We start from the raw sequence: 8,743 nt of genomic DNA, 5'->3' as shown, positions 1-8,743 counted from the left end.
CTGTCGCTTGGTGTGATCCAGCCGTGAGGGCCTGGCAGGCCCCCCGTCTTCCCGTCCGTCCCCGGCAACGGTCCGCGCCCGGTCGTGCACGACACGGCTGCGGGCAAGCCCGTCGACCCGACGCGAGGTGAGGAGCGCGCCGCGTTGTACGTCTGCGGCATCACCCCGTACGACGCCACCCACCTCGGGCACGCCGCGACGTACCTCGCGTTCGACACGCTCGTCCGCGCCTGGCGGGACGCCGGTCTCGACGTCGACTACGCGCAGAACACGACCGACGTCGACGACCCGTTGCTCGAGCGCGCGGCACGCGACGGCGTCGACTGGCGCGAGCTCGCCGCGTCGCAGATCGACCTCTTCCGACGGGACATGGAGGCGCTGCGGATCCTCCCGCCGGACGACTACGTGGCCGTCACCGACGAGGTCGACCGGGTCGCCGAGGCCGTGGCGTTCCTGCAGGAGACCGGGTACGCCTACGACGTGCCGACCGACGACTCCGATGGCGACGACGTCTACTTCGACGTCAACCGTCCGACCGAGGCCTGGGCGCTCGGCGACGAGAGCCGCCTCGACCGCGAGACCATGCTCGCCCTCTCGGCGGAGCGCGGCGGCGACCCGGAACGTCCGGGCAAGCGCGATCCGCTCGACCCGCTGCTCTGGCGTGCCGCACGTGACGGCGAGCCCAGCTGGGACACCGAACTCGGCCCGGGCCGTCCGGGGTGGCACATCGAGTGCAGCGTGATCGCCGGCGACAAGCTGGGTCTGCCGATCAGCGTGCAGGGTGGCGGGAGCGACCTGGTCTTCCCGCACCACGAGATGAGCGCCGGGCACGCCGCTGCGCTCGCGCACCAGCCGCTCGCGAACGCCTACGTCCACACGGGCATGATCGCCTACCAGGGCGAGAAGATCTCGAAGTCACTCGGCAACCTGGTCACCGTACGAGGGCTCCTCGACGACGGTGCCGACCCGCGCGCCATCCGCCTCGCGCTCCTGTCGCACAAGTACTCCGACGACTGGGAGTGGTTCCCCGCCGAGCTCGAGTCGGCCACCACGCGGCTGGCGTCGTGGGACGCATGGTCCGAGGGAGCGCCGTCACACGCCGACGACGCAGCGGACGTCATCGCACGCATCCGCGCCCGCGTCGCCGACGACCTCGACACGCCGGGTGCGGTCGCCGCGGTCGACACGGCGCTCGCGGGCGGGACGGCGGCGACGCCCGAGCTCGTCGACGTCATCGACGCCCTGCTCGGCATCCGCCTGGGCTGATCCGCGGGCTGCCGGGCGGTCCGGCGTGCGGGTGCGTGTGTTCGCGCTCGTGCCCGTGCTCGTGCTCCCTGGTGTTCGGCGCCCACCCCGCGCGGATGCCGGCGGTCGGTCACGAACCGTCGGTCCAGGGCGGGCTGAGCGACCGTTCCTGACCGCTCGACGGACCTGAGCGGGGAGTCGTGACCGGCGGCACGGCCGGGTCCGAGCGCGCCGTGCCCGCGCCGCGTCGCCCTACTGCGGCGGCTGCGGCGGCCGGAAGCCCTCGCCGCCCGCGGTCCCGCCGTCCTTGCGCTCCCGCCGGCGGAGGTACTGCTCGAACTCCTGCGCGATCGCGTCACCCGACGCCTCGGGCGAGTCCACCGTGTCCCGCGCCTGCTCGAGCTGCCCGATGTAGCTCGCCATGTCCTCGTCGTCTGCAGCGAGGGCGTCGATGCCCTCCTCCCACTCCGTCGCGTCGTCGAGCAAGGAGCCCGGGGGAACGGTGACGTTCGTGAGCTCCTCGATCTTGTCGAGCAGCGACAGGGTGGCCTTCGGCGACGGGGAGTTGTGCACGTAGTGCGGCACCGAGGCCCAGAGCGACAGGGTCGTGAGGCCGGCCTTGTCGACGGCGTCGGCGAGCACCCCGAGGATGCCCGTCGGCCCCTCGTACGACGACTTGTCGACGTCGAACGCGGCGCGGACGCCCGCGTTCTCGCTCGACACGAAGACCGAGATCGGCCGGGTGTGCGGCACGTCGGCGAGCATCGCGCCGACGAACACGACGGCGTCGATCGAGTACACGTCGATGAGGTCGATCACCTCGGCGCAGAACGCCCGCCAGGTCCGCGAGGGCTCGGGCCCGACGAGCACGTAGACGTCCCGCTCGCTCTCGGAGCCGGTCGCACCGACGACGGGTCGCCCGTCCGCCCCGGGGCCGTGCAGGACGATGCGGGGCCACTGGATGCCGCGGGTGCCGTCGTCGTCCGAGCCGACCGTGGGACGGTTGAACTGGTAGTCGACGTAGCGCTCCCCGTCGATCTCGCGGAGCTCGTCGAGCTCGAGCGCGTCGACGATCCGCCGGGCCAGACCGCTCGCGGCCTCGCCCGCGTCGTTCCAGCCCTCGAACGCGACGACGAGGAGTCGGCCGTCGCTGAAGGGGGAGTGCTGTGGCACGGAGCGGACCTCCTGGAGATGGCGTGGGCCGCTCGTGCGGACCGCGCGCGTGGGACGTTGACCAGGCAACCACTGTAGGCCCGTCCTGCGCCCCGCCGAGCAGCAATCCGCCCGCAGCGGAACGCCGGGCGGCCCGGGACCCCGGGCACCGCCCGGTAGACTCGTCGCCCGTGACCGCCCAGCGCCCCGACCGAGTCCTGCCCGCAGCCGTGCTGTGGGACATGGACGGCACGATCATCGACACGGAACCGATCTGGCAGCAGTCCCAGGTCGAGCTGACCCAACGCTTCGGTGCGACCTGGACGCACGAGGACGGCCTGTCGCTCGTCGGCTCCGGGCTCGAGCGCTCCGGCGAGATCCTCCGCGACCGTGGCGTCGACATGGAGGTCGAGGAGATCGTCCTCTGGATGACCGAGTACGTGTCGGACCGCCTCCGTCACGACGACCTGCCGTGGCGGCCCGGTGCACGCGAGCTCGTCGAGGAGCTGCACGACCGCGGCATCCCGACCGCCCTCGTCACGATGTCGCGTCGGTCGATGGCCCTGGTCGCCGCCGACGCCCTCGGCGCGCGCGGCTTCCGCGTCGTCGTCGCCGGCGACGACGTCGAGCGCCCGAAGCCGTTCCCGGACGCGTACCTGTCGGCCGCCGCCCAGCTCGGCGTCGAGCCGACCGCCTGCGTCGCGATCGAGGACTCCGCCACGGGTGTCGCGTCGGCCGTCGCCTCCGGCGCCGTCACGATCGCGGTCGAGCACATCGTGCCGCTGGACGACATCGCCGGTGGCGACGTCCACCTGACGACCCTCGACGGCGTCGACGTCGACCGCCTGGTCGAGTTGACGACGCCGGCGCTCGCCGCGCGCGCCGCCGGGTCCGACCAGCAGCCCGGGCCCACGCCGCCGGTTCCTGACCGACGCGCCAGCGGTGGGCAGGCCGTGCCGGGTGGGGAGCGGCACGGTGCAGGTGCCCCCGGACCCCGCGGTGACCGAAGACGGTGCCCGGGGAGCGACTTCGACCACGTCGGCGACGAGGCGGCGGCGATCCGCGCCTCCTGTCCGGACGACGCGGCAGCGTCGCTGCCGCACACCGCCGGCGGTGCCCCGCACACGCCGCCGCGGGGCCCCTTTCGCTCCGGCGACCGCGTGCAGCTGACCGGTCCGAAGGGCAAGCTGACGACGCTCTCGCTCGAGACCGGCGGGGAGTACCACACCCACCGCGGAGTCCTGAAGCACGACGACGTCATCGGCCAGCCCGACGGCTCCGTCATCCGCGCGACCACCGGCGACGAGTACCTCGCCCTGCGGCCGCTCCTCAACGACTACGTGATGTCGATGCCGCGCGGTGCGGCGATCGTCTACCCGAAGGACGCCGCGCAGATCGTCGCGTTCGCCGACGTCTTCCCGGGCGCGCGCGTCGTCGAGGCGGGCGTCGGGTCGGGCGCGCTCTCGCTCTTCCTGCTCCGCGCGATCGGTCCGACCGGCCGGCTGCAGTCGTTCGAGCGCCGCGAGGAGTTCGCGGCGATCGCCCGCGGCAACGTCGGGACGTTCCTGGGCGCCGTCCCGGACAACTGGTCCGTGACCGTGGGCGACCTCGTCGAGGCGCTGCCCGAGGCCACCGAGCCGCAGAGCGTCGACCGCGTGGTCCTCGACATGCTCGCACCGTGGGAGTGCGTCGACGCGGCCGCCGACGCCCTCGTCCCCGGCGGCCTCATCGTCTGCTACGTGGCGACCGTCACCCAGCTCTCCCGCACCGCCGAGGCCCTGCGCGACACCGGGCGCTTCACGGACCCGATGCCGAGCGAGACGCTCGTGCGGACGTGGCACGTCGAGGGCCTCGCCGTGCGCCCGGACCACCGCATGGTGGGGCACACCGGGTTCCTCGTCACCGCCCGGCGCCTCGCCGACGGCGTCGTGCTGCCGAACCTCAAGCGCCGCGCGGGCAAGGCGGAGTTCTCGGACGAGGACGTCGAGGCTTGGACGCCCGGCGCGGTGGGGGAGCGCAGCGCGAGCGACAAGAAGCTCCGGAAGGTCGCCCGGCAGGCGGCGGCGCAGGCCCGGCGGGTCGCGGCCGCGGAAGCCGCGTCCGACGCTGGGGACGGTGCCCCGGCTGCGGACGACGCGTCCGGGGCCCGTGGGGACGACCGGTAGAGTACCGACCGTGCCCGTCCTGCATCGAACCATCCCCGCGCTCCTGGTCACCCTCGGACTCGCCGCGTCGCTGACGGCGTGCGCTGCGAGCGGCGCCGGGACGACCCCGTCGAGCTGTGACCGTCCGGGTGCCGCGTCCGAGGCCGTGACGGCGACCGGCGCGTTCGGCGAGGAGCCGAAGGTCTCCGTCCCCGCCGGGCTCACCACGAAGGGCACCCAGGTGTCGGTGCTCAAGGAGGGCGCCGGGCGCGAGGTCGAGGACGGCACGCCCGTCCTGATCGAGTACACGGTCGTCGACGGCGAGACCGGCAAGGTCGCCCAGACGAGCGGCTACTCCGGCACGACCGCCCCGATCACGGCCGGAGCCGCGAACTACGGCGCGCTCGGCGAGGCCGTCGAGTGCGCCCACGTCGGCGACCGCCTCGCCGTCGCGCTGCCGAAGAGCGCGCTGAGCAGCTCGTCCGGCACCGCGGGCTCGTCGTCGAGCTCCAAGGCCGAGGACGCCGTCATCGCCGTCATCGACGTCAAGCGCGCGTTCGACTCCCGGGCGACCGGCACCCCGCAGCTCGCCGGCGACGGCATGCCCGCCGTCGTGCTCGCGCCGTCCGGAGCGCCCGGCATCACCATCCCGTCGTGGGACGCCCCGAAGTCCGACGAGCTGCACCTGCTGCGCAAGGGCTCGGGCACGAAGCTCACCGCGAAGGACACGGCGATCATCAAGTACACCGCCGTGACCTGGAGCTCGGACCCGTCGGTCACCGGGTCGAGCTGGACGGACGGCTCGGGCGCGCAGGCCGTGCCCCTCGCCAAGGGCCAGGTCATCGACGGCGTCCGCAACGCCATCGTCGGACACCGCGTCGGCGACCAGGTGCTCGCCGTCGTGCACAACCAGGGCTCGACCGACGTCTACGTGATCGACCTCCTCGGAGCGATGCCGCGCTGACCCGCGAGCACCGTCCACGGACCCCGGCGCGGGTGCACTCCGGTGCACCCGCGCTGCCGTAGGATCGGCCTGTGCCAGCGTCCCGAGTTGCCCGTGTGCCTGCCGAGGAGCGGCTGTTCAGCCTGGTGCTCGCGCTGCTGTCCACGGAGTCCGGGCTGACGAAGGCCGAGATCCTGGCGAACGTCCAGGGCTACCGGCAGCGGTGGACCCAGGGCGGGGACAACGCCTCGCTCGAGCGCCAGTTCGAGCGCGACAAGGACGACGTGCGCGACCTCGGGATCCCGCTCGAGACGATCGAGACCCCCGGCGCGGCGGGCAACAACCAGACACTCCGGTACCGCATCCCGAAGGGCGAGTACGACCTGCCCCTCGACGTCCGGTTCACGCCGGACGAGTCGGCGCTGCTGACCCTCGCGGCGATGGCGTGGCGCGAGGGCGCGCTGTCCGCCGACTCACGCCGCGCGCTGCTGAAGGTCCGGTCGGCCGGCGCCGAGGACGACGCAACCTCCGGCGTGCTCGGGATGGACGCCTACGCGCCGCGGCTCCGCGCCCGTGACGCCGCCTTCGAACCGCTCCGTTCGGCGCTCGACCGGGCCGCGGCGGTGCGCTTCGACTACATCACGCCCGGGCAGCACGAGGCCCGCCGCCGCGAGCTCGCGCCGCTCGCCCTCGTGCAGCACGGCGGGCGGTGGATGCTCGCGGCGCACGAGTTCGCGACGGATTCCGACAAGAACTACCTGCTGTCGCGCATCGTCGGCCCCGTGACCCAGTACGAGGTCGGCCGACACCCGGCCCCGGCCGGCGCGGCGGAGCGGACCCTCGCCGAGCTCGACCGCATCTGGGCGACCCGCACCGCACGCATCCACGTGGTGCCGGGGTCGGACGCCGAGCGCCGGCTCTCCCGTCGCCGCGACACCGCGACCGAACCCGACGGCACGCTCGTGCTCCACCACGTCGATCCGCAGATCCTCGCCGAGGAACTCGCTGCCTTCGGGCCCGAGGTCCGCGTGCTCGAACCCGACGACCTCCGCGACCGGGTGACCGCCCGGCTCCGAGCGCTCGTCGCCGACCACGAGGGGGACGTCCGTGGTTGAGCAGCAGCCGCTCCAGGCGCAGGACAAGCTCGCGTTCCTGCTCGCCCTCGTGCCGTACCTCATCGACCGTGAGCGGGTCTCGGTGGCCGAGGCCGCGCGGCACTTCGGGGTACCGGAAGCCCGGATCCGCCGGGCCGTCGAGCTCATCGCGGTGTCCGGGGTGCCCGGCGAGACCATGCAGTACCAGCACGGCGACCTGTTCGACATCGCGTGGGACGACTTCGACCAGAACGACATGATCGTGCTGACGAACCTCGTCGCGATCGACGACTCGCCCCGGCTGTCCGCCCGTGAGGCCTCGGCGCTCATCGCGGGGCTGCAGTACCTGTCGGCGCTCCCGGAGGCCGCCGACCGCGACGCCATCCGTGCGCTCATGGCCAAGCTGTCGCGCGGCGCCGGCGGTGCCGCCTCGACCGTGGCCGTCGGACAGGACCTCCACGACGCCACCCTCGCGACGATCCGCCGTGCGATGGCCGAAGGGCGCGGGCTCGTGTTCGACTACGCCGGCCCCCGGACCCAGGGCGGCACGCGCCGGGTCGACCCGCTCCGCGTCGAGTCGATCGACACGGACTGGTACCTGCGCGCGTGGGACCTCGACCGGCAGGCGCTCCGGACGTTCCGGCTCGACCGGATGTCCGCCGTGCAGATCGAGGAGCGCGCGGTCACGACCACTGCGGCGGACGTGGCGATCCCCGACACGCTGTTCCAGCAGTCCCGCGAGGACGTCATCGTCACGGTCGAGCTCGACTCGTCGTCGCTGCCGCTCGTGGCGGACTTCCTCGCGGACACCGCCGACCTGCCCGATGCGGACGGTCGGGTCCGGATCCGACTCGCGGCGTCGAACGGGTTCGACGGAGTTGTGCGGCTCGTCGCGGGGTTGCCCGGTCGTGCCGTGGTGCTCGATCCGCCGGCAGCGCGGGCGGCGATCCGCGACTTCGCCGCCGCCGCACTCGCGGAGGCCTGAGCACCGAGCGGCCGACCATCCCGTCGCAGGCGCGACGCGTGGGAACGCCCGCCTGCGTCGGTGCCGCCGTCACAACCCACCGGCCGGGAGGCGCGTGGCGGCCCCGCACCGTGCCTCCAGGCCGCCTGTGCGAGCGCACGCACACGGCGTGCGGTGTCGGTCGGGTCCCGTAAGATCGGCGCATGGCTTCGACGACCGCAAGCGGGCGAGCGAAGCGGCCCGGGCGTCCGAAGAAGGACGCCGAGGGTCGCATGTCGCTCGGGCAGCACCTCATCGAGCTGCGCAACCGCCTCTTCCGCGCGGTCATCGCGGTGGTGGTGTGCGCGATCGGGGGCTGGTTCCTGACGCCCTTCGTGCTCGACGCGCTCCGGCAGCCGGTCACGCAGCTCGCCGAGATCGGTGGGCACACCGCGGAGCTCAACTTCCCGATGATCACGGGCGCGTTCGACCTCAAGCTGCAGATCGCGATCACCATCGGCATCGTGATCTCGAGCCCGGTGTGGCTCTACCAGATATGGGCGTTCATCGTGCCCGCGCTGGTGCGTCGTGAGAAGCAGTACGTCTTCGGGTTCCTCGGCACCGCCATCCCGCTGTTCTTCGCCGGCTGCTGGTTCGGGTGGTACATCCTGCCGCACGTGGTGCAGATCCTCGGCAGCTTCGTGTCGACCCAGGACACCTCGATCGTCGACGCGAAGGCCTACTACAACTTCGTCATCAAGCTCATCGTGGCGGTCGGCATCGCGTTCGTGCTGCCCGTCTTCCTGGTGCTGCTGAACTTCGTCGGCGTGCTCTCCGCGTCCGCGATCATCAAGTCGTGGCGCGTGGCGATCCTCTGCATCCTGGTGTTCTGCGCGATGGTGACGCCCTCGGCCGACGTCATCTCGATGTTCCTGCTCGCCGTCCCGATGGTGGTGCTCTACATCGCATCGTGCGCAGTGGCGTGGGTGCATGATCGACGCATGGCGAAGCGGCAGGCGAAGCTGGACGAAGAGTACGGACTGTGACGAACACGGACCTCAGGCCCGCCGAGCGCTACGCGGCGGGGAAGGTCCGGAACCGCTCGCGCAACCTCGAGCTGTTCCGGTCCGACCTGCGCTTCGACCTGGACCCGTTCCAGTTCGCCGCGTGCGGCGCCATCGACCAGGGCCGGAGCGTCCTGGTGGCGGCCCCGGCCGGCGCG

General features: G+C 72.8%; 8 protein-coding genes and 1 pseudogene. 8 read left to right on the top strand and 1 reads right to left on the bottom strand.

Going from position 1 to position 8,743, the window contains the following annotated elements; all coding sequences use genetic code 11:
* Window positions 1-84: 84 nt before the first annotated feature.
* Window positions 85-1,266, top strand: a complete 1,182-nt coding sequence (gene mshC, locus I59_RS01805) for a cysteine--1-D-myo-inosityl 2-amino-2-deoxy-alpha-D-glucopyranoside ligase (protein ID WP_022902410.1) — start codon at window positions 85-87, stop codon at window positions 1,264-1,266.
* A 231-nt stretch (window positions 1,267-1,497) separates the two neighbouring features.
* Here the strand turns inward: mshC and I59_RS01800 are convergent, their stop codons facing one another.
* Window positions 1,498-2,418 (bottom strand): proteasome assembly chaperone family protein, encoded by a 921-nt coding sequence (locus I59_RS01800; RefSeq protein ID WP_022902409.1) that lies wholly within the window; start codon window positions 2,416-2,418, stop codon window positions 1,498-1,500.
* On the opposite strand from I59_RS01800, the pseudogene I59_RS23280 reads away from it, so the two are divergent.
* The 7 genes and pseudogenes from I59_RS23280 to I59_RS18900 all read left to right on the top strand — a co-directional run.
* Window positions 2,412-3,152: pseudogene (locus tag I59_RS23280) on the top strand (HAD family hydrolase); the annotation flags it as partial. The gene I59_RS01800 and the pseudogene I59_RS23280 sit on opposite strands and share 7 nt — an antisense overlap.
* A 339-nt stretch (window positions 3,153-3,491) precedes the next feature.
* Window positions 3,492-4,562 (top strand): tRNA (adenine-N1)-methyltransferase, encoded by a 1,071-nt coding sequence (locus tag I59_RS23275; protein ID WP_042726368.1) that lies wholly within the window; start codon window positions 3,492-3,494, stop codon window positions 4,560-4,562.
* Between the two features lie 10 nt (window positions 4,563-4,572).
* Entirely contained in the window at window positions 4,573-5,505 is a 933-nt protein-coding gene (locus tag I59_RS01785; protein WP_022902407.1) for an FKBP-type peptidyl-prolyl cis-trans isomerase, read from the top strand.
* A gap of 71 nt (window positions 5,506-5,576) precedes the next feature.
* Window positions 5,577-6,599 carry a YafY family protein gene (locus tag I59_RS01780; protein ID WP_031272422.1) on the top strand — a complete coding sequence of 341 codons (1,023 nt, stop codon included), beginning with the start codon at window positions 5,577-5,579 and terminating at the stop codon, window positions 6,597-6,599.
* Window positions 6,592-7,563, top strand: coding sequence for a YafY family protein (locus I59_RS01775; RefSeq protein WP_022902405.1), 972 nt, complete (start codon window positions 6,592-6,594; stop codon window positions 7,561-7,563). Before I59_RS01780 ends, I59_RS01775 begins: the two co-directional genes overlap by 8 nt.
* A gap of 251 nt (window positions 7,564-7,814) precedes the next feature.
* Complete coding sequence (tatC, locus tag I59_RS01770; protein WP_022902404.1) at window positions 7,815-8,567, top strand: twin-arginine translocase subunit TatC; 753 nt, start codon at window positions 7,815-7,817, stop codon at window positions 8,565-8,567.
* Window positions 8,564-8,743: hypothetical protein (locus I59_RS18900; protein WP_042726367.1), on the top strand; the 180-nt coding region annotated here is incomplete at its 3' end. The genes tatC and I59_RS18900, both read left to right, overlap by 4 nt.

It is taken from the genome of Curtobacterium sp. B8 (genome assembly GCF_000333315.1).
GTDB lineage: Bacteria > Actinomycetota > Actinomycetes > Actinomycetales > Microbacteriaceae > Curtobacterium > Curtobacterium luteum.
This window is presented reverse-complemented; position numbering and strand designations above follow the sequence as displayed.

What these genes read in the sequence shown, in the direction of transcription:
- tatC (WP_022902404.1), top strand. Translation starts at nt 7,815, where the DNA reads ATGTCGCTCGGGCAGCACCTCATCGAGCTGCGCAACCGCCTCTTCCGC.